Genomic DNA, 21,863 nt, shown 5'->3' on the forward strand with positions numbered 1-21,863 from the left:
AAAATAAAATGGCACAAAGAGATTTAAAATTTACAAGGAATATAGGGATTGCTGCGCATATTGATGCTGGTAAAACTACCACAACAGAGCGTATACTTTACTATACTGGTGTTAGTCACAAGATAGGTGAAGTACATGATGGTGCAGCTACTATGGACTGGATGGAGCAAGAGCAGGAGCGTGGTATTACAATTACCTCTGCTGCAACGACTTGTTCTTGGAAGTTCCCAATGGAAAATGCCCAGCCTACTCCTGATTCGAAAGATTACCATTTTAATATTATAGATACTCCGGGACACGTTGACTTTACTGTAGAAGTAAACCGTTCTTTAAGAGTTCTTGATGGTTTAGTTTTCTTGTTTAGTGCAGTTGATGGTGTTGAGCCACAATCTGAAACTAACTGGAGACTTGCAGATAATTATCACGTACCTCGTATTGGTTTTGTGAATAAGATGGACCGTTCTGGGTCTAACTTCCTTGCTGTATGCCAGCAGGTAAAAGATATGTTGAAGTCTAATGCTGTGCCTATTGTTTTAAACATTGGGGATGAAGCAGACTTTAAAGGTATTATAGATTTAGTTAAGAACCGTGCTATAGTATGGCATGATGAAACTCAGGGAGCTACTTTCGATGTGATCGATATTCCTGAGGATATGAAAGAGGAGGCAAGAAAATATCGTGCTCTGCTTATCGAAGAGGTGGCAGCTTATGATGAGAACTTGCTAGAGAAATTCATGGAAGATGAAGATTCTATTACAGAAGATGAAGTGCATGCTGCTCTTCGCGCTGCTGTTATGGATATGTCTATCATCCCAATGATTTGCGGTTCTGCTTTTAAAAATAAAGGTGTTCAATTTTTACTTGATGCTGTATGTCGTTATTTACCTTCGCCGGTAGATAAAGAAGGTATTATAGGTATTAATCCTGACACTGAAAAAGAAGAATTACGTAAGCCTGATGTTACTGCTCCTTTTGCTGCATTAGCATTTAAGATTGCTACAGATCCTTTTGTTGGTCGTCTTGCATTCTTCCGTGCTTATTCTGGTCGTCTTGAGGCTGGTTCTTATATCTTGAACAACCGTTCAGGTAAAAAGGAACGTATCTCTCGTATTTATCAGATGCACTCAAACAAGCAAAACGCTATTGATTTTATTGAAGCTGGAGATATAGGTGCAGCTGTAGGTTTTAAGGATATTAAGACAGGTGATACTATGTCTGATGAGAAGCATCCTATTGTTCTTGAGAGCATGGACTTCCCAGACCCTGTAATTGGTATAGCTGTAGAGCCTAAAACAAAAGCTGATGTAGATAAGCTAGGAATGGCTCTGTCTAAATTGGCTGAAGAAGATCCAACCTTCCAGGTTCGTACTGATGAGGCTTCTGGTCAAACTATTATATCTGGTATGGGTGAGCTTCACCTTGATATCATTGTAGACCGTCTTAGACGTGAGTTTAAGGTAGAGGTTAATCAAGGTCAGCCACAGGTTGAGTATAAAGAAGCTATCACGCGCGCTGCAGATCACAGAGAGGTTTATAAAAAACAATCTGGTGGTCGTGGTAAATTTGCTGATATCGTATTTACGCTTGAGCCCGCAGAAGAAGGCAAAATAGGTCTTGAGTTTGTTAACGCTATTAAAGGTGGTAACGTTCCTAAAGAATATATCCCTTCTGTAGAGAAAGGATTTAAGCAAGCTATGATCAATGGTCCTCTTGCAGGATTTGAGGTTGATAGTATGAAAGTAACTCTTAAAGACGGTTCTTTCCACCCTGTGGATTCAGATGCTCTTTCTTTTGAGTTAGCTGCAAAAATGGGCTTTAAAGCTGTTGCAAAACAAGCTGGAGCTGTTATTCTTGAGCCTATTATGAAGCTTGAGGTTATTACTCCTGAAGAAAACATGGGTGATATTGTAGGTGACTTGAACAGACGTCGTGGTCAAATGAACAGTATGGGTGATCGTGCCGGTGCTAAAGTAGTTAAGGCTTCTGTGCCACTTTCTGAAATGTTTGGTTACGTAACTACTTTGCGTACTCTTTCATCAGGTCGTGCAACGTCAACTATGGAGTTTTCACACTATGCAGAAACGCCTGCTAATATTTCAGCAGATGTAATCGCTGCGGCTAAAGGAACTGCTAACGCTTAATTTACTAAGAAATGAGTCAGAAAATCAGAATTAAATTGAAATCTTACGATCACAACTTAGTAGATAAGTCTGCTGAGAAGATCGTAAAAACAGTAAAGAGTACCGGTGCTGTTGTAACCGGGCCAATACCTTTACCTACGCATAAAAAAATATTTACAGTGTTACGTTCTCCACACGTAAATAAGAAATCACGTGAACAGTTTGAGCTTAGCTCTTATAAGCGTTTACTTGATATCTATAGTTCTTCTTCAAAAACTATTGATGCTTTGATGAAGTTAGAACTTCCTAGTGGGGTAGAAGTAGAGATAAAAGTATAGTTATTTTATCTCAATTTTAGACTGCTGTCTGAAGTTACATGTCCTGAGCTGCGCGCAAGGGAAAAACGGTAAAAATACATTCAGGGTTGAAGGTATTTTGACCCTGTTTTTTTTAAGATATTTTCACCGGTAGGTGATTTAAATAAGTAAATAATCATTAATTAATAACTAAATATGTCTGGGTTAATTGGAAAAAAAGTAGGTATGACCAGCATCTTTGACGAGAACGGAAAGAATATTCCTTGTACTGTCATTCAGGCTGGACCCTGCGTTGTTACCCAAGTCAGAACCGAAGAGGTAGACGGGTATAAAGCCCTTCAACTTGGTTTCGATGACGCAAAGACTGCAAATAAATCTGCTGAAGGCCACGCCAAAAAAGCAGGAACAGTTGCAAAGCGTAAAGTTGCCGAGTTTAAGGAATTTGAGGATAATTATAATTTAGGAGACACTATTACTGTGGACGTCTTTAGAGAAGGAGAATTTGTCGATGTGGCAGGTACCTCTAAAGGTAAAGGTTTTCAGGGTGTAGTAAAGCGCCATGGATTTGGTGGTGTAGGTCAGTCTACTCACGGTCAACATAACCGTTTAAGAGCTCCTGGTTCTATTGGTGCGGCATCTTATCCTGCTCGCGTATTCAAAGGAATGCGCATGGCTGGACAAATGGGAGCTGAGAAAGTGAAAGTTCAAAATTTAAGAGTTTTAAAAGTGGTTGCAGATAAAAATCTGCTTGTTGTTAAAGGTTGTGTACCTGGTCACAAGAACTCTTATGTAATTATTGAGAAGTAATGAAACTAGCAGTTGTTGACATAAAAGGTAAAGAAACAGGTAGAGAGGTTGAACTTTCTAATGATGTTTTTGGTATTGAACCTAACAATCATGCCGTTTATTTAGATGTAAAGCAGTATCTGGCTAATAAAAGACAAGGTACTCACAAATCTAAGGAGCGTGCAGAGATTTCTGGAAGTACACGTAAGATTAAAAAGCAAAAAGGTACTGGTACAGCTCGTGCTGGTAGTATAAAGTCTCCTGTTTTCAAAGGAGGGGGTCGCGCTTTTGGTCCACGTCCACGTAACTATTCTTTTAAATTAAATAAAGGATTAAAGCGTTTAGCACGTCGTTCAGCTTTAACTATTAAGGCTAATGATAAGGCAATAACAGTAGTTGAGGATTTCAATTTTGAAACTCCTAAGACGAAAGATTTTATCAATGTTTTACAAGCTTTAGGGCTTGAGAATAAAAAATCTCTGTTTGTGTTGGGTGACACGAATAATAATGTATATTTGTCGTCACGCAATTTAAGGACCTCTGAAGTCGTAAAAAGCTCAGAATTAAGCACTTACAAAATTATGAATGTTCATAATGTTGTGTTTTTAGAAGGGTCTCTAGAAGAAATTGAGCAAACTTTAAATAAGTAAGCGTTATGAGTATTTTAATAAAACCCGTGATTACAGAAAAAGCTACAATGGATAGTGAGGTGAATAACCGCTATACATTTGAAGTGAATCCAGGTTCTAACAAGATTGAAATAAAAAATGCTGTTGAGGCATCTTATGGCGTTTCAGTTATTAAAGTAAGAACTATGAACGTCCGTCCAGATCGTAAAACTCGTTTTACAAAATCGGGAATGATCACTGGTAAAACAAAGTCTTTTAAGAAGGCTATTGTACAGGTGGCGGAAGGTGATACGATTGATTTTTATAGTAATATTTAAGACTAAAAAATGTCAGTAAGAAAATTAAAACCAATCACTCCAGGTCAGCGTTTTAGAGTAGTAAATGGGTTTGACGCCATTACTACTGATAAGCCGGAAAAAAGCCTTTTGGCTCCGAAGAAAAAATCTGGAGGTAGAAACAGTCAAGGTAAAATGACTATGCGCTACAAAGGTGGTGGTCATAAACAACGTTACCGTATTATTGATTTTAAACGTAACAAAACTGGAGTTCCTGCAACTGTTGCGTCTATAGAGTATGATCCTAACAGGACTGCTTTTATTGCTTTGTTGAATTATCAGGATGGTGAGAAGCGTTATATTATCGCTCCTAATGGTCTTCAGGTAGGGCAGAACATTGTCTCTGGTGAAGGTGTCGCTCCTGAAATTGGTAATGCAATGGCTTTATCAGATATTCCTTTGGGAACTATCATTTCTTGTATTGAACTACGTCCTGGTCAAGGAGCTATAATGGCGAGAAGTGCAGGTGCATTTGCTCAGCTTATGGCACGTGATGGTAAATTTGCTACTGTAAAATTACCGTCTGGTGAAACAAGATTAATTCTTGTTAACTGCATGGCTACAATAGGTGCTGTTTCTAACAGCGATCATCAATTACTTGTTTCTGGTAAAGCTGGTAGAAGTAGATGGTTAGGTAGAAGACCTAGAACAAGACCAGTAGTTATGAACCCTGTTGATCACCCGATGGGTGGTGGTGAAGGTCGTTCTTCTGGAGGTCATCCACGTTCTAGAAAAGGTATACCTGCTAAGGGTTACAGAACGCGTAGCAAGACTAAAGCGAGTAATAAATATATTGTAGAACGTAGAAAGAAATAATAAGATATGGCACGTTCATTAAAAAAAGGACCTTACGTTCACTATAAATTAGAGCAAAAAGTAGCTGCTAATGTTGAAGCAAACAAAAAAACTGTTATTAAGACTTGGTCTCGTGCCTCGATGATAACACCAGATTTTGTGGGTCAAACAATCGCAGTGCATAATGGTCGCCAGTTTGTACCAGTTTATGTTACAGAGAACATGGTGGGTCATAAGTTAGGAGAATTTTCACCTACAAGATCTTTTAGGGGTCATGCTGGTGCAAAAAATAAAGGTAAAAAATAATTGAAGCTATGGGAGTTCGTAAAAAAGAAAGAGCAGAGCAGATAAAAGAGGCTAAGAAGAATATAGCCTTTGCTAAACTTAACAACTGCCCTACTTCACCCAGAAAGATGCGACTAGTTGCAGATTTAGTAAGAGGGGAGAAAGTAGAGAAGGCGCTTCAAATATTGAAATTCAGCAATAAAGAAGCTTCACGTCGTGTTGAGAAGCTTGTGCTTTCTGCAATTGCCAACTGGCAAGAGAAGAATGAAGAAGGAAGTGTTGAGGAAGCAGATTTATTTGTAAAAGAGATTCGTGTTGATGGTGGAAGTATGTTAAAGAGACTTCGTCCAGCTCCACAGGGTCGCGCACACAGAATAAGAAAACGCAGCAATCACGTTACAGTTGTGCTTGGTGCTAACGATAACACACAAAGCAAATAATAAATGGGACAGAAGACAAATCCAATCGGAAATCGCCTAGGTATCATAAGAGGATGGGAATCCAACTGGTATGGTGGTAACGACTACGGCGATAAACTTGCCGAAGACGATAAGATTAGAAAGTATATTCACGCTCGTTTATCTAAAGCTAGTGTGTCTAGAGTAATTATTGAGCGTACGCTTAAGCTTGTAACCGTTACTATCACTACTGCAAGACCTGGTATAATTATTGGGAAAGGTGGTCAAGAGGTAGACAAGTTGAAAGAAGAGCTTAAAAAAATTACAGATAAGGAAGTTCAGATCAATATCTTTGAGATTAAGCGACCAGAACTTGATGCATTTTTAGTTGCATCTAGTGTTGCTCGTCAAATCGAGAATCGTATTTCTTACCGAAGAGCAATTAAAATGGCTATAGCGGCTGCTATGCGCATGAATGCTGAAGGTATTAAAATTCAGATTTCTGGAAGATTGAATGGTGCTGAAATGGCACGTTCAGAATCTTACAAAGATGGTCGTATTCCATTATCAACATTTAGAGCCGATATTGACTATGCTTTAGTTGAAGCTCACACTACTTATGGTAGATTGGGTGTTAAAGTATGGATCATGAAAGGTGAGGTCTACGGAAAAAGAGAATTATCTCCTTTAGTAGGTTTAGCCAAAAAACAAGGAAAGGCCGGACGCGGTAGTGGTGGTAATAAATCACGTCGTAGAAAGTAATTTTTTAAAGTAAAGAGAGATGTTACAGCCTAAAAAGACAAAATTCCGTAAGCAGCAAAAGGGACGGATGAAAGGTAATGCCGGAAGAGGGCATGAACTTTCAAATGGTACCTTTGGTATCAAATCATTAGATTCCACTTTTGTTACTTCAAGACAAATTGAAGCCGCTCGTATCGCAGCTACTCGTTTTATGAAACGTGAAGGATCACTATGGATTAGGATCTTTCCAGATAAGCCTATAACCAAAAAGCCTCTTGAGGTACGTATGGGTAAAGGTAAAGGTGCTGTTGAGTATTGGGCAGCAGTAGTAAAGCCGGGTAGAATGTTGTTTGAAATTGGTGGTGTTGCTGAGCCTGTAGCGCGTGAAGCGTTAAGACTTGCAGCTCAAAAGCTTCCAGTAAGAACAAAGTATGTTGTGGCAAGGGATTATCAAGCTGACTAAATTCTAGAAAAATGAAACAATCAGAAGTAAAAGAATTATCTGTAGCAGAATTACAGGAGGAACTTGTGAAAGCCAGAAGAGCATATATGGATCTTAAAATGGCGCATGCTATTTCCCCTTTGGAAAATCCCATTCAGCTTAGAGGTCTTAGAAGAGCGGTAGCGCGTATAGCTACTGAGCTTACAAAACGAGAATTACAATAATGCTGCTTAAGATGGAAAAAAGAAATTTAAGAAAAGAACGTATAGGTGTAGTTACCAGTAACAAAATGCAAAAATCTATTGTTGTTGCAGAGGTTAAAAAGGTAAAGCACCCTATGTATGGAAAATTCGTTTTGAAAACGAAAAAATACGTAGCACACGATGAAACAAATGACTGCAATATAGGAGATACAGTAAAGATCATGGAAACAAGACCTTTAAGTAAATCTAAATGTTGGAGACTGGTAGAAATCATTGAAAGAGCCAAATAATTATGTTACAGCAAGAATCAAGATTAAGAGTAGCAGATAACACGGGGGCAAAAGAAGTTTTGACTATTCGTGTATTAGGCGGAACGAAAAGAAGATATGCTTCTGTTGGCGATAAGATTGTTGTTTCTGTAAAAGATGCAACACCTAATGGTCAGGTAAAAAAAGGAGCGGTTTCAACAGCTGTTGTAGTGCGCACTAAAAAAGAAGTACGTCGTCCTGATGGGTCTTACATCCGTTTTGATGATAATGCTTGTGTGCTTCTTAATGCTCAGGGAGAAATGCGTGGTACACGTGTTTTTGGTCCTGTTGCAAGAGAGCTTCGTGATAAGCAGTTCATGAAGATTGTATCATTGGCACCAGAAGTGCTTTAATACATTATAAAATGACAAAGCTTAAAATAAAAGTAGGTGATAACGTTAAGGTAATTGCTGGTGATCATAAAGGTCAGGAAGGTAAAGTACAACGTGTCCTAATAGAGAAAAATAAAGCTATCGTTGAGGGTGTAAATTTAGTGTCTAAGCATGAAAAGCCTAGTGCATCTAATCCTCAGGGTGGTATAGCAAAGAAAGAAGCGCCAATCCAGATTTCAAATTTATCTCTAGTAGATAAAAACGGTGATACTACACGTGTAGGATACCGTATCGAAGATGGTAAAAAAGTGCGTTATTCTAAAAAATCAAATGAAGTAATATAGTTATGGCTTACACTTCAAGACTTAAGAAAGAGTATAAAGAGCGAGTAATCTCTGCTCTTCAGGAAGAATTTGGATATCAGAATATAATGCAGGTTCCTAAACTAAAAAAGATAGTAATATCTAGAGGTGTAGGTGCTGCGGTAGCTGATAAGAAGCTTATAGATTATTCAGTTGATGAATTAACTATGATCGCTGGTCAAAAGGCAATAGCGACAATATCTAAAAAGGATGTTGCTGCTTTTAAATTGCGTAAAGGTATGCCTATTGGGGCAAAAGTGACTTTACGTGGGGAGCGTATGTATGAATTCCTTGACAGATTGATCACAAGTGCACTTCCACGTGTTAGAGATTTCAACGGTATTAAAGCCTCAGGTTTTGATGGTCGTGGAAACTATAGCTTAGGAATCACAGAGCAAATCATCTTCCCTGAAGTTGATATTGACAAAGTGAGAAAGATAGAAGGAATGAACATTACCTTTGAAACTTCTGCTGAAACAGATAAAGAAGCTAAATCACTTTTAACCGAATTGGGATTACCATTTAAAAAGAATTAGTTATGGCAAAAGAATCAATGAAAGCCCGTGAAAGGAAACGCGAGGAATTGGCTGCTAAATATGCTGATAAACGTAAAGCTTTGAAAGAAGCTGGAGATTATGAGGCCTTGCAGAAATTACCAAAAAACTCGTCACCAGTTCGTCAGCACAATCGCTGTAAATTAACTGGTCGTCCTAGAGGGTATATGCGAACTTTTGGAATTTCACGTGTTACTTTTCGTGAAATGGCAAACCAGGGACTTATTCCCGGTGTGAAGAAAGCTAGCTGGTAATAGACTTATAAATTAAATTGGTTTCAGGTTCATTTGTCATCGTGGCAATGAAAACCAAAACCGCAAATTAATAGAAATGTATACAGATACAATTGCAGATTTTCTAACTAGAATTAGAAATGCAGCTGCGGCAAACCACCGAGTAGTGGAAATTCCCGCTTCTAACTTAAAGAAGGAAATTACCAAAATCTTGTTTGATCAAGGTTATATTCTTAGTTACAAATTTGAGAGCAATACTCCGCAAGGATCGATTAAAATTGCTTTGAAATATGATAAAGAGACTAAAGAGTCTGTAATCAAGGATATTCAAAGAATTAGTAAACCTGGTTTACGTAAGTATTCATCTTCATCTGAGGTGCCTCGTATCCTTAACGGATTAGGTATAGCTATTGTTTCAACTTCTAAGGGAGTTATGACTGGCAAGCAAGCTCAGCAGGAAAATGTAGGTGGTGAAGTACTTTGCTACGTATACTAACCAGCTAAAAAGACGAAAAGATGTCAAGAATAGGTAAAAATCCAATTACGATTCCACAAGGTGTTACAGTTGATGTAACAGATGGTATTGTAACAGTGAAAGGAAAATTAGGAGAACTTAAGCAGGAATTTTCATCGATCGATATTTCTATCGAAGATGGGGTGATTACTTTAGAGCGTTCTTCAGATAAAAAAGAAGACAAATCTAAGCATGGTTTGTATCGCGCTTTGATCAATAATATGATTGAAGGTGTATCTAATGGTTACACAAAAGCACTAGAGCTTGTAGGGGTAGGTTATAGAGCAAGTAATCAAGGTCAAAAGTTAGATCTTGCACTTGGTTTCTCTCATAACATTATTTTAGATATAGCTCCAGAGGTTACTGTTGAAACTGTGACTGAGAAAGGTAAGAATCCTGTAATTAAACTTAGTTCTTATGATAAGCAACTTGTAGGTCAGGTTGCTGCAAAAATCAGAGCTTTCCGTAAGCCAGAACCTTACAAAGGAAAAGGTATTAAGTTTGTAGGAGAACAAATAAGAAGAAAAGCAGGTAAATCTGCATAAGACATAAAGTTATGGCATTTTCAAAGTTAGATAGGAGAAACAAGATCCGTAGAAGGATTCGTAAGTCACTTACTGGTACTTCAGAGCGACCCAGACTTTCTGTATACAGAAGTAATAATGAGATCTATGCTCAGATTATAGATGATACTACTGGAAAAACAATAAGCGCTGCTTCTTCAAGAGATAAAGATATTGCTGCTGAAAAGGGTAATAAAGCAGAGATCGCTAAACTTGTAGGTAAAGCGATTGCAGCTAAAGCTACAGAAGCTGGTATCGAGGCTGTATCATTTGATCGCGGTGGTTACTTATACCACGGAAGAGTAAAACAATTAGCAGAAGGAGCCCGAGAAGGCGGATTAAAATTCTAAGAAGTTATGTATCAAAAATATAAAAACGTAGAGTTAGTAAAACCAAGTGGACTTGATCTTAAAGATCGTTTAGTAGGTGTGCAACGTGTTACTAAAGTGACAAAAGGTGGTAGAGCTTTCGGTTTTTCTGCTATAGTAGTTGTAGGTGATGAGCATGGAGTAGTAGGACATGGTCTTGGGAAGTCTAAAGAAGTTGCTAGTGCAATTGCTAAAGCAGTAGAAGACGCTAAGAAAAACTTAGTAAGAATACCGCTTAGTAAAAGTACTTTGCCACATGAGCAAAAAGGTAAATACGGTGGGGCGAGAGTTCTATTATTGCCGGCAGCTCCTGGTACCGGTGTTATCGCTGGTGGTGCTATTAGATCTGTACTTGAAGCAGTAGGTGTACATGATGTACTTTCTAAAAATCAAGGTTCATCAAACCCACACAACGTGGTTAAAGCGACATTTGATGCATTATTACAATTACGTAGTGCTGATACTGTAGCTAAGCAACGTGGTATTTCTTTAGACAAAGTATTCAAAGGATAATATTAAGACGATGGCAAAGATTAAAGTAACAAAGGTGAAGAGTGCGATAAATCGTTCTCAGAACCAGAAGAGAACCCTTGAAGCATTGGGTCTTAAGAAAATAGGACAGGTTGTAGAGCATGAAAATACTCCAAATATCCTGGGAATGATAAACAAAGTGAATCATTTAGTTTCTGTAGAGGAAGCTTAAACATTTATAAAATGGGTTTAAATAACTTAAAACCGGCAGCAGGCTCGGTAAAAAAGAACGACAGCAGGCGAGGCCGCGGTCAAGCTACTGGTAATGGTGGTACCGCAGGTCGTGGGCACAAAGGTGCGAAGTCACGTTCTGGATATTCTAAAAAAGTAGGTTTTGAAGGTGGTCAAATGCCACTTCAACGTCGTGTTCCTAAATTTGGTTTTAACAACATCAACCGTAAGGAATATGCTGGTATCAATATAGATACTTTACAAGAATATGTAGACGCTGGTCGTATCAGTGAAGAAGTAACTCTTGACGCATTAGTTGAGAATAGACTAGCTGGTAAAAATGATTTAGTTAAAATTTTAGGTCGTGGTGAGCTTAAAGCTAAGTTAAAGGTAACAGCTCATAAATTTACAGCATCAGCACAAAAAGCTATTGAAGCTGCTGGAGGTGAAGCGGTAACTTTATAATCACGATTCGAATGAAGGCTATAGAAACGATAAAAAATATCTGGAAAATAGAGGAACTTAAGAATAGGATCTTACTTACCTTAGGTTTACTATTGGTTTACCGTTTTGGTGCCCAGATAGTTCTACCTGGTATAGATGCTTCTCAACTGGCTAATTTGTCCCAGCAGACAGATAGCGGTCTTTTAGGTTTATTAAATGCGTTTACAGGAGGAGCTTTTTCTAATGCTTCCGTTTTTGCATTAGGAATAATGCCTTATATCTCTGCATCTATTGTGGTGCAGCTTATGGGTATAGCTATTCCTTATTTGCAAAAACTCCAAAAGGAGGGTGAAAGTGGGCGTCGTAAGATCAATCAGATCACACGATGGTTAACTATTGCTATTACTTTGGTTCAGGGACCTGGTTATATTCTTAACTTGTATAATATCCTGCCTGCCGAGGCTTTTGTGCTAGGTAATGATATGACATTTGTAGTGTCATCTGTGATTATTTTGGCAACCGGTTGTGTGTTTGCAATGTGGTTGGGTGAGAAAATTACAGATAAAGGTATTGGGAATGGTATTTCACTATTGATTATGGTGGGTATTATCGCACGTTTACCACTTGCTTTTATTCAGGAGTGGGTTTCACGTGTTACTGAGTCTAACGGTGGTTTAATAATGATTCTTATAGAATTAGTTATTTGGTTTGTTATTATTCTTCTATCAATATTGCTGGTAATGGCTGTACGTCAAATACCTGTGCAATATGCGAGAAGAACTGCTAGCGGGAGTTATGAAAGAAATGTTTTTGGTAGTCGTCAGTATATTCCTTTAAAGCTAAATGCTTCTGGAGTAATGCCTATTATTTTCGCGCAGGCAATTATGTTTATACCTGCCGCAGCGATTGGATTATCAGATTCAGCAATGGCGCAATCAATAGCATCAGAGTTTAAAAATATCTTTGGTTTCTGGTACAATTTTGTATTCGGTTTATTGATTATTATATTCACTTATTTCTACACTGCAATTACGGTTCCTACTAACAAGATGGCAGATGATCTTAAGCGCAGTGGTGGTTTTATAGCTGGTATTAGGCCAGGTACTGAAACTGCGGAATATCTTGATCGTATAATGTCACAGATTACTTTGCCGGGTTCTATATTTCTAGCTCTTATCGCAGTATTTCCTGCAATCGCAGTAAGTATATTAGGTATGCAAACAGGATGGGCCTTATTTTATGGTGGTACATCTTTACTTATTCTTGTAGGTGTTGCTATAGATACAATGCAACAGGTTAATTCATACCTTTTAAATAGACATTATGATGGTCTAATGAAAACAGGTAAAAACAGAAAAGCAGTAGCATAATGGCAAAACAATCAGCAATAGAACAAGATGGAACTATTATTGAAGCGTTGTCTAATGCAATGTTTCGTGTAGAACTAGAAAATGGTCACGTAGTGACTGCGCATATCTCAGGTAAGATGCGTATGCATTATATAAAATTATTACCTGGAGATAAAGTAAAATTAGAAATGAGCCCGTATGATTTAAGTAAGGCTCGAATAACCTATAGATACTAAGACGAGATGAAAGTAAGAGCATCAATAAAAAAGAGAAGTGCCGACTGCAAGATTGTACGTCGCAAAGGCAGATTATATGTAATCAACAAAAAGAATCCTAAGTTCAAACAAAGACAAGGTTAATATTATGGCTAGAATTGCAGGGGTAGATATCCCAAAACAAAAAAGAGGTGTAATAGCTTTAACTTACATCTTTGGAATAGGTAACAGTAGAGCAAAAGAAATTTTAGCTCAGGCTGATGTAGATGAAGATCTTAAGGTTTCTGATTGGGATGATGATCAAATAGGTCGCATACGCGAGGCTGTAGGCTCTTTTAAAATTGAAGGTGAGTTAAGAAGTGAGGTGCAAATGAGCATCAAACGTCTTATGGATATAGGTTGCTATAGAGGTATACGTCACAGAACTGGTTTACCTTTACGTGGTCAACGTACTAAGAATAACTCTAGAACCAGAAAAGGTAAGCGTAAAACTGTTGCTAACAAGAAGAAAGCGACTAAATAATAAGTAAGCAATGGCAAAGCAAAACACTAAAAGTGCAAAAGGTGCTAAGAGCACAAAAAAGCGTAAGGTAATTGTTGAGTCTGTAGGTGAAGCTCATATCGCAGCCTCTTTCAACAACATCCTTGTTTCTTTGACAAATAAAAAAGGTGATGTTATTTCTTGGTCTTCTGCCGGTAAAATGGGCTTTAGAGGATCTAAGAAAAATACTCCTTATGCAGCTCAATTAGCGTCTGAAGATGCTAGTAAAGTAGCTCATGAAGCAGGATTGCGTAAAGTGAAAGTATATGTTAAGGGTCCCGGTAATGGCCGTGAGTCTGCTATACGTTCTATCCATAATAGCGGTATAGAGGTTACAGAAATTATTGATGTAACTCCACTACCACATAATGGATGTCGTCCTCCTAAAAGAAGAAGAGTTTAATATAAATCATATCAATCGGGGAGTATTGGTTCTGCGAAGGACTAGACCTTAATTCCTTAACCACCCCACAAAACAATTATTTAGAATGGCAAGATATACCGGTCCTAAAACTAAAATCGCTAGAAAATTTGGTGAAGCGATTTTCGGAGATGATAAATCTTTTGAAAAAAGAAACTATCCTCCAGGTCAACATGGAAACAACAGACGTCGTGGTAAGAAGTCTGAATATGCTATCCAGTTACAGGAAAAGCAAAAAGCAAAATACACTTATGGTGTATTAGAGCGTCAATTCCGCAATATGTTTGAAAAAGCAACCCGTGCTACAGGAATTACCGGGGTTGTACTTTTACAATTATGTGAATCTCGTTTAGACAACGTAGTATTTAGAATGGGTATCGCTCCTTCTAGAAGAGCTGCACGTCAATTAGTTTCTCACAGACATATTACTGTTAATGGAGAATTAGTAAACATTCCTTCATATAATATTAAGGCTGGTGATGTTGTTGCTGTACGTGAGAAATCAAAATCTCTTGATGTAATCGAGAACTCTTTAGCAAATGCTAATCATGTTTATGAATGGATTACATGGAACAACGATACTAAGCAGGGAACTTTTGTTTCTGTGCCAGAACGTATCCAAATACCAGAAAACATCAATGAGCAATTCATCGTTGAATTGTACTCAAAATAATAATAACAACTCTTAGAAAACATAATATGGCATTACTTAATTTCCAAAAGCCCGATAAAGTCATAATGATTGATTCTACTGACTTTGAAGGTAAGTTTGAATTCAGACCCTTGGAGCCAGGATACGGTTTAACCGTAGGAAATGCATTGCGACGAGTGCTTCTTTCTTCATTAGAAGGTTTTGCTATCACCTCTGTACGCATAGAAGGTGTAGATCACGAGTTTTCAACCATATCTGGAGTTGTAGAAGATGTTACCGAGATAATATTAAATCTAAAGCAGGTACGCTTTAAAAGACAAATAGACGAGATAGATAATGAGACTGTTACTATCTCTGTTTCAGATAAAGATCAATTAGTAGCTGGCGATTTCCAGAAGTTTATTTCAGGTTTTCAGGTTCTTAACCCAGATTTAGTTATCTGCAATATGGATAAGAATGTAAACCTTAATATGGAGATTTCTATAGAGAAAGGTCGTGGATATGTTCCTGCAGAAGAGAACAAGAAACAAAACGCTCCCGTAGGTACAATATTTACAGATTCTATTTACACGCCTATAAAAAACGTGAAATATAGCATCGAAAACTACCGTGTAGAGCAAAAAACCGATTATGAAAAGCTGGTTTTTGAGATCATTACAGACGGTTCTATTCATCCTAAAGATGCATTGACTGAAGCTGCAAAGACCTTAATACACCATTTCATGTTATTTTCTGATGAGCGCATCACGCTTGAAGCTGATGAAATTGCTCAAACTGAAACTTACGATGAAGAGTCTCTTCATATGCGTCAACTTCTAAAAACTAAACTTGTAGATATGGATCTATCGGTAAGAGCTTTAAACTGCTTAAAAGCAGCAGAAGTTGATACTTTAGGTGACTTGGTATCTTATAACAAGAACGACTTGATGAAGTTCCGTAATTTCGGTAAAAAGTCACTTACAGAGCTTGAAGAGCTTGTAAATGTTAAGGGACTTAACTTCGGTATGGATCTTTCAAAATATAAATTAGACAAAGACTAGTGAGGTCTTTTTCGCTCTGGCGAAAAAAATATTGAATCATGAGACACGGAAAGAAGATAAACCACTTAGGAAGAAAGACAGCGCATAGAAGATCTATGCTAGCCAATATGGCTTGTTCTTTAATTGAGCATAAACGCATCAATACTACTGTGGCAAAAGCAAAAGCGCTTAAGCAATTTGTCGAGCCTTTAGTAACAAAATCTAAAGAAGATACTACACATAACCGTCGTATCGTAATGAGCAAACTACGTCAAAAAGATGCGGTTGCAGAACTTTTTAGAGATGTTGCTGTAAAAGTAGGTGACAGACCAGGAGGTTATACGCGTATCATTAAATTGGGTAACCGTCAAGGTGATAACGCAGATATGGCTTTAATTGAACTTGTAGATTATAACGAACTTTACAATGTAGATAAATCTGATAAGAAGAAATCTACTCGTAGAGCGGGTCGTAAAAAATCAAGCGAAGCAGTAACTGAAGCTCCGGCTAAAGAAACTAAAGCAAATGATGAAGAAGAATAAAAATATTTATTCTCTACTATAAATTAAAAGGATAAGCTGTTTTAAGCTTATCCTTTTTTTTATGATTAATTTTGTCAAAACATTTACCTATATCATACTTAAAATCAAGTAATGAAATATAAAACGAAATCTAAAGCTATAGTTCTTCTTGCAGATGGGACCATTTTTTATGGTAAATCTGTGGGAGATAAAGAAGGGACAGCCTTTGGCGAAGTATGTTTTAATACCGGTATGACCGGTTATCAGGAGATATTTACAGACCCCTCATATTATGGCCAGCTTATGGTAACCACTAATGCACACATTGGTAACTACGGCGGGAATAATGATGAGACTGAGTCTGAAACAGCTAAAATATCTGGTTTAATCTGTCGTAATTTTAGCTATTACTATTCTAGAGAGCGTGTTCATGAATCTTTAGAAGCTTTTCTTGATCGTAATAATTTACTGGCGATAACAGATGTAGATACCAGAGCTCTTGTGGCATATATAAGGGATAATGGTGCTATGAATGCGGCAATCTCTACAGATGTTGATAATATTGAAGAATTAAAAAAACAGCTTGCTCAGGTTCCTGATATGAATGGACTTGAACTAGCTTCAAAAGTTTCTACAAAAGAGGCTTATTATTTTGGTGAAGAAACTGCTAAATATAAAGTTGCTGCTTTAGATCTTGGGATTAAAAAGAACATCCTGCGCAACCTTGCAAAACGTGATGTTTACATAAAGGTATTTCCTTATAATACGACCTATGAAGAAATGAAAGCTTGGAATCCTGACGGCTATTTTCTGTCAAATGGTCCCGGCGATCCTCAGCCTTTAAAAGAAGCGATTGAAGTAACCAAACAAATTTTAGAAGATGATGCACCACTTTTTGGTATCTGTTTAGGGCATCAGGTCATTGCACTCGCTAATGGTATAAGTACTTTTAAAATGCATCATGGTCACAGAGGGATAAACCATCCTGTTAAAAACTGGGGTACCGGTAAGGGAGAGGTTACTTCTCAAAATCATGGTTTCTCTGTAAATTATGAAGAGGCTAAAAATAACCCAGATATAGAAGTTACACACCAGCATCTTAATGATAATACGGTAATGGGGCTACGCATGAAGAACAAGAATTGCTTCTCTGTGCAATATCACCCTGAAGCAGGACCAGGACCTAACGATGCTACTTATCTTTTTGATGAGTTTGTAGAACGAATGAATCAAGTTACAGCTTAAAGCGAAAAATCCTCCTAAAAAGAGGATTTTTTGATGTTTTTAACCGATTTTTTACCACTGGGTAAACTTTAGGTTACTATTACGTCAGTAATATTTAAAATTTATTAAAAACCTTGAAAACCAGCGTCGCGTCAGGAAATTTTAATACGTTATTGCGTATCTTGCCGCAGCTAAATTAATTAATCCAATATTTAAGAAATGAGCATTATTATTAATATTCATGCGCGTCAAATTTTAGATTCTCGTGGAAATCCCACTGTAGAAGTAGATGTAATAACCGAAAACGGAGTTCTGGGTCGTGCTGCTGTACCATCAGGAGCATCAACAGGAGAACATGAAGCTGTAGAGCTACGTGACGGTGGTAAGGACTACATGGGTAAAGGAGTTTTTAAAGCTGTAGACAACGTGAATTCTGTTATAGCTCAAGAGTTATTAGGAGTTTCTGTTTTTGAACAGAACTTGATAGATCAAACAATGATCGAGCTAGACGGCACTCCTAATAAATCAAATCTTGGTGCTAATGCGATCTTAGGTGTTTCTCTTGCTTGTGCGAAAGCTGCAGCTAATGAGTTGAACATGCCATTGTATCGATATGTAGGTGGTGTAAGTGCAAACACACTTCCTGTACCAATGATGAATATAATTAATGGTGGTTCTCATAGTGATGCGCCTATCGCGTTTCAGGAATTTATGATCATGCCTGTAAAAGCTGAAAACTTTACACATGCTATGAAAATGGGAACAGAGATCTTTCACAATCTTAAAAAAGTATTGCATGACCGTGGTCTAAGCACTGCTGTAGGCGATGAAGGAGGTTTTGCACCAACGCTTGAGGGTACAGAAGATGCTATAGAAAGTATTCAAAAAGCTGTAGAAAATGCAGGTTATAAATTTGGTGATGAAGTGATGATCGCTCTTGATTGCGCTGCTGCAGAATTCTATGAGAACGGTAAATATGATTATACCAAATTTGAAGGAGACAAAGGTGTAGTGCGCACAAGCGAAGAGCAGGCTCAATATCTTGCAGAACTAGCATCAAAATATCCTATTATTTCTATTGAAGATGGTATGGATGAGAATGACTGGGAAGGATGGAAATCTTTAACTGACAAGATTGGTGATAAAGTACAATTAGTAGGTGATGATCTTTTCGTAACTAACGTAGAGAGATTATCTAGAGGTATTGAAAACGGTATTGCAAATTCAATTCTTATAAAGGTTAACCAGATAGGAACGTTAACTGAAACGATTTCTGCAGTAAATATGGCGCATAATGCCGGTTATACTTCTGTAATGTCTCACCGTTCTGGTGAAACTGAAGATAATACAATTGCAGATCTTGCTGTGGCACTTAATACCGGTCAAATTAAAACGGGTTCTGCTTCTCGTAGTGATCGTATGGCAAAATACAATCAGCTTTTAAGAATCGAAGAAGAGTTGGGATCTACTGCTTACTTTCCGCAAACAAATGCGTTTAAAGTGAAATAAAATAAAAATCGGTATTTAATCGGTAAAAAGCACCCTTTTAGGGTGCTTTTTTAGTTACTGTGTATGTTGATTTGACGTTTAATCATGTGTTAATATCGTTGAAATACACAATTAATAGTGAATAGTTAACTTTATTAAATAAAGGAATGAAATTTAAAAATATTGATAATTAATTAATTTAAACTTTTATTTGATTTTATTTCAATGAAAATGAATTTTTACACTAAAATATTATTATTTGTATAATAAATCTTGTTTAATTTAATGTAGGAATAATAGTGTTTAAATTATTTAAATAAAGTGTTAGTTATTTCTAAATTTTATTAGCTTTATCACATCAGAAAAACAATAGAAGATTTGGTCTTCAGACCCACTAAAAGATACTTAAGATTTTAAGTTGGGTAAGAGGGCGGATGTGAAATTTAATAGAGTAGCATCCGCTCATCTTTACCAAATATTACAAAATTGAAGACTAGGTTTGAAGTTGGGTAAGGGGTATGCTACATCAATTGTGCTTACCCCTTTTTCTTTTTAAGGTTTATTTAACCTGTAGAGCCCGCTCTCACTTTATAAATCCCTGTTAATTTTGTACTTTAGCATTTCTCAAATTAATAGATAATAAGCTAAAATAAGTATACTAATGGCGGATAATGCTACGCTTACCATAGATGGTAAATCCTATGAATTTCCTCTTGTTACAGGTTCAGAAAAAGAAACAGCAATAGATATAGCAAGCCTTAGGGTAGTTACGGGGGGGATTACTACTCTTGACCCGGGTTATAAAAATACAGGAAGTTGCGAGAGCGCAATAACCTTTTTAGACGGTGAAGAAGGAATTTTGCGATATCGGGGTTATGCAATTGAGGAGTTAGCAGAAAAAGCCAGTTTTCTTGAAGTGACCTATCTCCTGATCTTTGGTGAATTGCCAACTTCAGATCAACTTAATAAATTTCATGAAGATATCAAGGAAGAGAGTCATGTAGATGAAGATGTAAAGAAAATTCTTAATGGTTTTCCTAAATCTGCTCATCCTATGGGGGTTCTTGCATCTTTAACTTCTGCCCTTACAGCATTTAATCCGGGAGCGGTGAACGTAGATTCTGAAGAAGAAATGTACGGTGCGATAGTTAAGCTTCTTGGTAAATTTCCTGTTCTGGTAGCATGGACCATGCGCACTAAAATGAGTCGACCACTTGATTATGGTGATGACAACCTTGATTATGTAGAGAATTTGCATAAAATGATGTTCTCTAAGCCTAACAGTGAATACAAGGCAGATCCTTCAATTATTGAAGCACTTGATAAACTTTTAATTCTGCATGCAGATCACGAGCAAAACTGTTCTACTTCTACTGTGCGTATTGTAGGTTCTTCACAGGCCGGATTATTTGCCTCTATTTCTGCTGGTATCTCTGCTCTTTGGGGTCCACTTCATGGTGGCGCTAACCAGGCTGTGATAGAAATGCTTGAAGGTATTAAGGCAGATGGTGGTGATACTAAAAAATATATGGCTAAGGCTAAAGACAAAGAAGATCCATTCCGTCTAATGGGCTTTGGTCATCGTGTTTATAAGAATTTTGATCCACGAGCTAAGATCATTAAAAAAGCTGCAGATGACGTTTTAAGTCAGTTAGGTGTAGAAGATGAAGTGCTTAATATAGCGAAGGGATTAGAAAAAGAAGCTTTAGAAGACGACTATTTCGTAAAACGAAAACTATATCCTAATGTAGATTTTTACTCAGGAATCATATACAGAGCTTTGGGTATTCCTGTTGAGATGTTTACCGTTATGTTTGCAATGGGTCGCGTACCGGGATGGATCGCTCAATGGAGAGAAATGCGTCTTCGTAAAGAGCCAATAGGCCGCCCACGTCAGGTATACATTGGTGAAACACTACGACCTTTCAAAAAAATAGAAGACAGATAAATCTTCAATGACATGTTTATAAAGGTTCCTGATTTACTATTAGGAACCTTTTTGTATTTATATTTGTTTCAAAGCAGCGAAAAAATGATAAGACTTAATATCAAAGACGAGGTTTCTCAACTTAGAGCTGTGATACTTGGTACTGCAAAAAGTTTTGGGGGTACTCCAGACCTTGCAGATGCGTACGACCCTAAATCAGCCTTTCATATACAGCAAGGTACATATCCTAAAGAAGAGGATATGGTTCATGAAATTGAGTCTATAGCAGAGGTTTTTGATAGATACGGCGTGCAGGTTTTTAGACCAAAGCTTATAAAAGATTATAACCAGATATTTGCCAGAGACATTGGTTTTGTAATTGATGATTATTTTATAAAAGCTAATATTCTGCCAGACAGAGAACAGGAAATAGATGCTATTCAGCATATTATTGGTCAAATTGATCCTGCCAAGGTTATTCGTTTTCCAGAAGAAGCTCATATAGAAGGTGGCGATGTTATGCCTTGTGGTGATTATCTTTTTGTGGGGACATACAGAGAGCCAGATTATAGTGATTTTATAATCGCGCGAACGAATATGCTTGCTGTAGAACATTTGCAAAATTTGTTTCCGGAGAAAAAGGTAATTTCATTCAACCTTAGGAAATCAAATACAGATCCTTATGCAAATGCTTTGCATCTGGATTGTTGCTTTCAACCAGTGGGTAATGATAAGGCGATCTTACATAAAAATGGTTTTCTTAACGAAACAGAATATAACTGGCTTGTTGACTTTTTTGGTCAGGAAAATATTTTTGAGATCACTGCAGAAGAGATGTATAATATGAATTCTAATATCTTTTCTATAGCTCCAGATGTGGTTGTTTCAGAGCGGCAGTTCACAAGATTAAACACTTGGCTGCGCAAAAATGGCATTACGGTAGAAGAGGTCTATTATGCCGAAATCGCTAAGCAGGAAGGTCTTTTACGCTGCAGCACATTACCCTTAGTTAGAGATTAATTTTTACACTACAATCTTAACCTTTTACTTACTTTAGCGGCACCTAATAATAACT

At 37.3% G+C, this 21,863-nt stretch carries 34 protein-coding genes; all 34 read left to right on the forward strand.

Annotated elements, in window-relative coordinates; genetic code table 11:
- Window positions 1-8 precede the first annotated feature (8 nt).
- Window positions 9-2,141, forward strand: coding sequence for an elongation factor G (gene fusA, locus ACH3O9_RS10535; RefSeq protein ID WP_416440171.1), 2,133 nt, complete (start codon window positions 9-11; stop codon window positions 2,139-2,141).
- 11 nt (window positions 2,142-2,152) lie between these two features.
- Complete coding sequence (rpsJ, locus tag ACH3O9_RS10540; protein WP_009779180.1) at window positions 2,153-2,458, forward strand: 30S ribosomal protein S10; 306 nt, start codon at window positions 2,153-2,155, stop codon at window positions 2,456-2,458.
- 174 nt (window positions 2,459-2,632) lie between these two features.
- Entirely contained in the window at window positions 2,633-3,244 is a 612-nt protein-coding gene (rplC, locus tag ACH3O9_RS10545) for a 50S ribosomal protein L3 (RefSeq protein ID WP_416440173.1), read from the forward strand.
- Complete coding sequence (gene rplD / locus ACH3O9_RS10550; protein ID WP_416440175.1) at window positions 3,244-3,873, forward strand: 50S ribosomal protein L4; 630 nt, start codon at window positions 3,244-3,246, stop codon at window positions 3,871-3,873. Before rplC ends, rplD begins: the two co-directional genes overlap by 1 nt.
- A gap of 5 nt (window positions 3,874-3,878) precedes the next feature.
- On the forward strand, window positions 3,879-4,169 hold the full coding sequence (gene rplW, locus ACH3O9_RS10555; RefSeq protein WP_416440177.1) for a 50S ribosomal protein L23: 291 nt from the start codon (window positions 3,879-3,881) through the stop codon (window positions 4,167-4,169).
- Window positions 4,170-4,178: 9 nt separating this feature from the next.
- On the forward strand, window positions 4,179-5,003 hold the full coding sequence (rplB, locus tag ACH3O9_RS10560) for a 50S ribosomal protein L2 (RefSeq protein WP_416440179.1): 825 nt from the start codon (window positions 4,179-4,181) through the stop codon (window positions 5,001-5,003).
- Between the two features lie 6 nt (window positions 5,004-5,009).
- A complete protein-coding gene (gene rpsS / locus ACH3O9_RS10565) occupies window positions 5,010-5,288 on the forward strand; it encodes a 30S ribosomal protein S19 (RefSeq protein ID WP_416440181.1) in 279 nt (92 codons plus the stop codon).
- A gap of 8 nt (window positions 5,289-5,296) precedes the next feature.
- Entirely contained in the window at window positions 5,297-5,707 is a 411-nt protein-coding gene (gene rplV, locus ACH3O9_RS10570; protein WP_416440183.1) for a 50S ribosomal protein L22, read from the forward strand.
- Between the two features lie 3 nt (window positions 5,708-5,710).
- Window positions 5,711-6,427: a 30S ribosomal protein S3 gene (rpsC, locus tag ACH3O9_RS10575; protein ID WP_416440185.1), complete on the forward strand. Its 717-nt coding sequence runs from the start codon at window positions 5,711-5,713 to the stop codon at window positions 6,425-6,427.
- 19 nt (window positions 6,428-6,446) lie between these two features.
- Window positions 6,447-6,869, forward strand: a complete 423-nt coding sequence (rplP, locus tag ACH3O9_RS10580) for a 50S ribosomal protein L16 (RefSeq protein WP_416440187.1) — start codon at window positions 6,447-6,449, stop codon at window positions 6,867-6,869.
- An 11-nt stretch (window positions 6,870-6,880) separates the two neighbouring features.
- Window positions 6,881-7,072: a 50S ribosomal protein L29 gene (rpmC, locus tag ACH3O9_RS10585; protein WP_416440189.1), complete on the forward strand. Its 192-nt coding sequence runs from the start codon at window positions 6,881-6,883 to the stop codon at window positions 7,070-7,072.
- Window positions 7,073-7,083: 11 nt separating this feature from the next.
- The gene (gene rpsQ, locus ACH3O9_RS10590; protein WP_006988541.1) at window positions 7,084-7,341 is read left to right on the forward strand and encodes a 30S ribosomal protein S17; all 258 of its coding nucleotides are present in this window, start codon (window positions 7,084-7,086) and stop codon (window positions 7,339-7,341) included.
- Window positions 7,342-7,343: 2 nt separating this feature from the next.
- The gene (gene rplN, locus ACH3O9_RS10595; RefSeq protein WP_416440192.1) at window positions 7,344-7,712 is read left to right on the forward strand and encodes a 50S ribosomal protein L14; all 369 of its coding nucleotides are present in this window, start codon (window positions 7,344-7,346) and stop codon (window positions 7,710-7,712) included.
- Window positions 7,713-7,723: 11 nt separating this feature from the next.
- The gene (rplX, locus tag ACH3O9_RS10600; RefSeq protein ID WP_416440194.1) at window positions 7,724-8,035 is read left to right on the forward strand and encodes a 50S ribosomal protein L24; all 312 of its coding nucleotides are present in this window, start codon (window positions 7,724-7,726) and stop codon (window positions 8,033-8,035) included.
- Between the two features lie 2 nt (window positions 8,036-8,037).
- On the forward strand, window positions 8,038-8,589 hold the full coding sequence (gene rplE / locus ACH3O9_RS10605; protein WP_416440196.1) for a 50S ribosomal protein L5: 552 nt from the start codon (window positions 8,038-8,040) through the stop codon (window positions 8,587-8,589).
- Between the two features lie 2 nt (window positions 8,590-8,591).
- Window positions 8,592-8,861: a 30S ribosomal protein S14 gene (gene rpsN, locus ACH3O9_RS10610; protein ID WP_416440198.1), complete on the forward strand. Its 270-nt coding sequence runs from the start codon at window positions 8,592-8,594 to the stop codon at window positions 8,859-8,861.
- Window positions 8,862-8,937: 76 nt separating this feature from the next.
- The gene (rpsH, locus tag ACH3O9_RS10615; protein WP_416440200.1) at window positions 8,938-9,336 is read left to right on the forward strand and encodes a 30S ribosomal protein S8; all 399 of its coding nucleotides are present in this window, start codon (window positions 8,938-8,940) and stop codon (window positions 9,334-9,336) included.
- A 20-nt stretch (window positions 9,337-9,356) separates the two neighbouring features.
- Window positions 9,357-9,899: a 50S ribosomal protein L6 gene (gene rplF, locus ACH3O9_RS10620; protein ID WP_416440202.1), complete on the forward strand. Its 543-nt coding sequence runs from the start codon at window positions 9,357-9,359 to the stop codon at window positions 9,897-9,899.
- 11 nt (window positions 9,900-9,910) lie between these two features.
- Window positions 9,911-10,267, forward strand: a complete 357-nt coding sequence (gene rplR / locus ACH3O9_RS10625; protein ID WP_416440204.1) for a 50S ribosomal protein L18 — start codon at window positions 9,911-9,913, stop codon at window positions 10,265-10,267.
- 6 nt (window positions 10,268-10,273) lie between these two features.
- The gene (rpsE, locus tag ACH3O9_RS10630) at window positions 10,274-10,798 is read left to right on the forward strand and encodes a 30S ribosomal protein S5 (protein ID WP_416440206.1); all 525 of its coding nucleotides are present in this window, start codon (window positions 10,274-10,276) and stop codon (window positions 10,796-10,798) included.
- A gap of 10 nt (window positions 10,799-10,808) precedes the next feature.
- Window positions 10,809-10,988: a 50S ribosomal protein L30 gene (gene rpmD / locus ACH3O9_RS10635; RefSeq protein ID WP_416440208.1), complete on the forward strand. Its 180-nt coding sequence runs from the start codon at window positions 10,809-10,811 to the stop codon at window positions 10,986-10,988.
- An 11-nt stretch (window positions 10,989-10,999) separates the two neighbouring features.
- On the forward strand, window positions 11,000-11,452 hold the full coding sequence (gene rplO / locus ACH3O9_RS10640) for a 50S ribosomal protein L15 (RefSeq protein ID WP_416440210.1): 453 nt from the start codon (window positions 11,000-11,002) through the stop codon (window positions 11,450-11,452).
- Window positions 11,453-11,463: 11 nt separating this feature from the next.
- The gene (gene secY, locus ACH3O9_RS10645; protein ID WP_416440212.1) at window positions 11,464-12,801 is read left to right on the forward strand and encodes a preprotein translocase subunit SecY; all 1,338 of its coding nucleotides are present in this window, start codon (window positions 11,464-11,466) and stop codon (window positions 12,799-12,801) included.
- Entirely contained in the window at window positions 12,801-13,016 is a 216-nt protein-coding gene (gene infA / locus ACH3O9_RS10650) for a translation initiation factor IF-1 (RefSeq protein ID WP_006988529.1), read from the forward strand. Before secY ends, infA begins: the two co-directional genes overlap by 1 nt.
- Before the next feature lie 6 nt (window positions 13,017-13,022).
- Window positions 13,023-13,139: a type B 50S ribosomal protein L36 gene (gene ykgO, locus ACH3O9_RS10655; RefSeq protein ID WP_015361145.1), complete on the forward strand. Its 117-nt coding sequence runs from the start codon at window positions 13,023-13,025 to the stop codon at window positions 13,137-13,139.
- A 4-nt stretch (window positions 13,140-13,143) separates the two neighbouring features.
- The gene (rpsM, locus tag ACH3O9_RS10660) at window positions 13,144-13,518 is read left to right on the forward strand and encodes a 30S ribosomal protein S13 (protein ID WP_416440215.1); all 375 of its coding nucleotides are present in this window, start codon (window positions 13,144-13,146) and stop codon (window positions 13,516-13,518) included.
- 10 nt (window positions 13,519-13,528) lie between these two features.
- Complete coding sequence (rpsK, locus tag ACH3O9_RS10665; protein ID WP_416440217.1) at window positions 13,529-13,939, forward strand: 30S ribosomal protein S11; 411 nt, start codon at window positions 13,529-13,531, stop codon at window positions 13,937-13,939.
- An 85-nt stretch (window positions 13,940-14,024) separates the two neighbouring features.
- Window positions 14,025-14,630: a 30S ribosomal protein S4 gene (gene rpsD, locus ACH3O9_RS10670; protein WP_416440219.1), complete on the forward strand. Its 606-nt coding sequence runs from the start codon at window positions 14,025-14,027 to the stop codon at window positions 14,628-14,630.
- A gap of 26 nt (window positions 14,631-14,656) precedes the next feature.
- Entirely contained in the window at window positions 14,657-15,649 is a 993-nt protein-coding gene (locus tag ACH3O9_RS10675) for a DNA-directed RNA polymerase subunit alpha (protein ID WP_416440221.1), read from the forward strand.
- Between the two features lie 38 nt (window positions 15,650-15,687).
- Window positions 15,688-16,170: a 50S ribosomal protein L17 gene (gene rplQ, locus ACH3O9_RS10680; RefSeq protein ID WP_416440223.1), complete on the forward strand. Its 483-nt coding sequence runs from the start codon at window positions 15,688-15,690 to the stop codon at window positions 16,168-16,170.
- 111 nt (window positions 16,171-16,281) lie between these two features.
- Window positions 16,282-17,394, forward strand: coding sequence for a glutamine-hydrolyzing carbamoyl-phosphate synthase small subunit (carA, locus tag ACH3O9_RS10685; RefSeq protein ID WP_416440225.1), 1,113 nt, complete (start codon window positions 16,282-16,284; stop codon window positions 17,392-17,394).
- 198 nt (window positions 17,395-17,592) lie between these two features.
- Window positions 17,593-18,882, forward strand: a complete 1,290-nt coding sequence (gene eno, locus ACH3O9_RS10690; RefSeq protein WP_416440227.1) for a phosphopyruvate hydratase — start codon at window positions 17,593-17,595, stop codon at window positions 18,880-18,882.
- A gap of 640 nt (window positions 18,883-19,522) precedes the next feature.
- The gene (locus ACH3O9_RS10695) at window positions 19,523-20,809 is read left to right on the forward strand and encodes a citrate synthase (RefSeq protein ID WP_416440229.1); all 1,287 of its coding nucleotides are present in this window, start codon (window positions 19,523-19,525) and stop codon (window positions 20,807-20,809) included.
- 84 nt (window positions 20,810-20,893) lie between these two features.
- A complete protein-coding gene (locus ACH3O9_RS10700; RefSeq protein WP_416440231.1) occupies window positions 20,894-21,808 on the forward strand; it encodes a dimethylarginine dimethylaminohydrolase family protein in 915 nt (304 codons plus the stop codon).
- Window positions 21,809-21,863 lie beyond the last annotated feature (55 nt).

This window comes from Leeuwenhoekiella sp. A16 (assembly GCF_047946675.1).
Taxonomy (GTDB): domain Bacteria; phylum Bacteroidota; class Bacteroidia; order Flavobacteriales; family Flavobacteriaceae; genus Leeuwenhoekiella.

Bases quoted from the DNA above. Each gene is read 5' to 3' on its own strand.
- rplR (WP_416440204.1), top strand. From the start codon at position 9,911: ATGGCATTTTCAAAGTTAGATAGGAGAAACAAGATCCGTAGAAGGATT.
- rpsE (WP_416440206.1), top strand. From the start codon at position 10,274: ATGTATCAAAAATATAAAAACGTAGAGTTAGTAAAACCAAGTGGACTT.
- rplF (WP_416440202.1), top strand. From the start codon at position 9,357: ATGTCAAGAATAGGTAAAAATCCAATTACGATTCCACAAGGTGTTACA.
- rplP (WP_416440187.1), top strand. From the start codon at position 6,447: ATGTTACAGCCTAAAAAGACAAAATTCCGTAAGCAGCAAAAGGGACGG.
- rplO (WP_416440210.1), top strand. From the start codon at position 11,000: ATGGGTTTAAATAACTTAAAACCGGCAGCAGGCTCGGTAAAAAAGAAC.
- rplV (WP_416440183.1), top strand. From the start codon at position 5,297: ATGGGAGTTCGTAAAAAAGAAAGAGCAGAGCAGATAAAAGAGGCTAAG.
- rpsM (WP_416440215.1), top strand. From the start codon at position 13,144: ATGGCTAGAATTGCAGGGGTAGATATCCCAAAACAAAAAAGAGGTGTA.
- ACH3O9_RS10695 (WP_416440229.1), top strand. From the start codon at position 19,523: ATGGCGGATAATGCTACGCTTACCATAGATGGTAAATCCTATGAATTT.
- ykgO (WP_015361145.1), top strand. From the start codon at position 13,023: ATGAAAGTAAGAGCATCAATAAAAAAGAGAAGTGCCGACTGCAAGATT.
- rplB (WP_416440179.1), top strand. From the start codon at position 4,179: ATGTCAGTAAGAAAATTAAAACCAATCACTCCAGGTCAGCGTTTTAGA.
- rplX (WP_416440194.1), top strand. From the start codon at position 7,724: ATGACAAAGCTTAAAATAAAAGTAGGTGATAACGTTAAGGTAATTGCT.
- rplE (WP_416440196.1), top strand. From the start codon at position 8,038: ATGGCTTACACTTCAAGACTTAAGAAAGAGTATAAAGAGCGAGTAATC.
- fusA (WP_416440171.1), top strand. From the start codon at position 9: ATGGCACAAAGAGATTTAAAATTTACAAGGAATATAGGGATTGCTGCG.
- infA (WP_006988529.1), top strand. From the start codon at position 12,801: ATGGCAAAACAATCAGCAATAGAACAAGATGGAACTATTATTGAAGCG.
- rpsK (WP_416440217.1), top strand. From the start codon at position 13,529: ATGGCAAAGCAAAACACTAAAAGTGCAAAAGGTGCTAAGAGCACAAAA.
- rpmD (WP_416440208.1), top strand. From the start codon at position 10,809: ATGGCAAAGATTAAAGTAACAAAGGTGAAGAGTGCGATAAATCGTTCT.
- rpmC (WP_416440189.1), top strand. From the start codon at position 6,881: ATGAAACAATCAGAAGTAAAAGAATTATCTGTAGCAGAATTACAGGAG.
- eno (WP_416440227.1), top strand. From the start codon at position 17,593: ATGAGCATTATTATTAATATTCATGCGCGTCAAATTTTAGATTCTCGT.
- rpsS (WP_416440181.1), top strand. From the start codon at position 5,010: ATGGCACGTTCATTAAAAAAAGGACCTTACGTTCACTATAAATTAGAG.
- secY (WP_416440212.1), top strand. From the start codon at position 11,464: ATGAAGGCTATAGAAACGATAAAAAATATCTGGAAAATAGAGGAACTT.
- rplC (WP_416440173.1), top strand. From the start codon at position 2,633: ATGTCTGGGTTAATTGGAAAAAAAGTAGGTATGACCAGCATCTTTGAC.
- rpsD (WP_416440219.1), top strand. From the start codon at position 14,025: ATGGCAAGATATACCGGTCCTAAAACTAAAATCGCTAGAAAATTTGGT.
- carA (WP_416440225.1), top strand. From the start codon at position 16,282: ATGAAATATAAAACGAAATCTAAAGCTATAGTTCTTCTTGCAGATGGG.
- rpsC (WP_416440185.1), top strand. From the start codon at position 5,711: ATGGGACAGAAGACAAATCCAATCGGAAATCGCCTAGGTATCATAAGA.
- rplN (WP_416440192.1), top strand. From the start codon at position 7,344: ATGTTACAGCAAGAATCAAGATTAAGAGTAGCAGATAACACGGGGGCA.
- ACH3O9_RS10700 (WP_416440231.1), top strand. From the start codon at position 20,894: ATGATAAGACTTAATATCAAAGACGAGGTTTCTCAACTTAGAGCTGTG.
- ACH3O9_RS10675 (WP_416440221.1), top strand. From the start codon at position 14,657: ATGGCATTACTTAATTTCCAAAAGCCCGATAAAGTCATAATGATTGAT.
- rpsH (WP_416440200.1), top strand. From the start codon at position 8,938: ATGTATACAGATACAATTGCAGATTTTCTAACTAGAATTAGAAATGCA.
- rplW (WP_416440177.1), top strand. From the start codon at position 3,879: ATGAGTATTTTAATAAAACCCGTGATTACAGAAAAAGCTACAATGGAT.
- rpsJ (WP_009779180.1), top strand. From the start codon at position 2,153: ATGAGTCAGAAAATCAGAATTAAATTGAAATCTTACGATCACAACTTA.
- rpsQ (WP_006988541.1), top strand. From the start codon at position 7,084: ATGGAAAAAAGAAATTTAAGAAAAGAACGTATAGGTGTAGTTACCAGT.
- rplQ (WP_416440223.1), top strand. From the start codon at position 15,688: ATGAGACACGGAAAGAAGATAAACCACTTAGGAAGAAAGACAGCGCAT.
- rpsN (WP_416440198.1), top strand. From the start codon at position 8,592: ATGGCAAAAGAATCAATGAAAGCCCGTGAAAGGAAACGCGAGGAATTG.
- rplD (WP_416440175.1), top strand. From the start codon at position 3,244: ATGAAACTAGCAGTTGTTGACATAAAAGGTAAAGAAACAGGTAGAGAG.